Genomic DNA, 762 nt, shown 5'->3' with positions numbered 1-762 from the left:
GATTTGCTTTCCTTCGGGGGAGTTCATCCCGATGGAAAAGAGAGAAAGGGTTACAGCAAAGATTACATCCATTCTTTTTCCGCAGTCATGCAGCAATCATTCCGCTTTGCAGTATTTCCAAAGCAGTATATTACGTTCAATCCTATGCAGTATATTAAACTGCGGTATCAGACGGATGAAGTGGATTTGTTTTCCGATGAGGATATGGACGGAAATGTCCAACCAATTTCACGAGAAGATTATGAAAGATTGCTTGCTTATCTGCAAAAAAAGAACCCAGCCGCAATACTTCCAATCCAGATAGCCTATTATGCCGGGCTTCGTATTGGAGAAGCCTGCGGTTTGGCATGGCAGGACGTAAATCTGGAAGAACAATGCCTTACCATAAGACGCAGCATCCGATATGATGGCTCAAAGCGCAAATATATCATCGGACCAACCAAGCGGAAAAAAGTAAGGGTTGTTGATTTTGGAGATACACTGGTAGAGATTTTCCGTAATGCCCGGAAAGAGCAGTTAAAAAATCGAATGCAGTACGGAGAACTTTATCACACGAACTACTACAAAGAGGTCAAAGAGAAAAACAGAGTGTACTACGAATATTATTGCTTAGACAGAACGCAGGAAGTCCCGGCAGATTATAAAGAAATTTCTTTTGTCTGCTTAAGACCGGATGGTTGTCTGGAACTTCCGACTACTTTGGGGACGGTATGCAGAAAGGTGGCAAAAGCATTAGAGGGATTTGAAGGCTTTCATTTCCAC

The 762-nt window shown here is 42.5% G+C and carries 1 protein-coding gene; it reads left to right on the top strand.

Annotated features, from left to right (window positions below; genetic code table 11):
• Positions 1-762 (top strand): tyrosine-type recombinase/integrase (locus tag HMPREF0373_RS14680; RefSeq protein ID WP_021740564.1); only part of this gene is annotated, 762 nt, incomplete at both ends.

The organism is Eubacterium ramulus ATCC 29099 (assembly GCF_000469345.1).
Classification (GTDB): domain Bacteria; phylum Bacillota; class Clostridia; order Lachnospirales; family Lachnospiraceae; genus Eubacterium_I; species Eubacterium_I ramulus.
The sequence above is the reverse complement of the archived record's forward strand: the minus strand, read 5'-3'. Positions and strand labels throughout refer to the sequence as shown.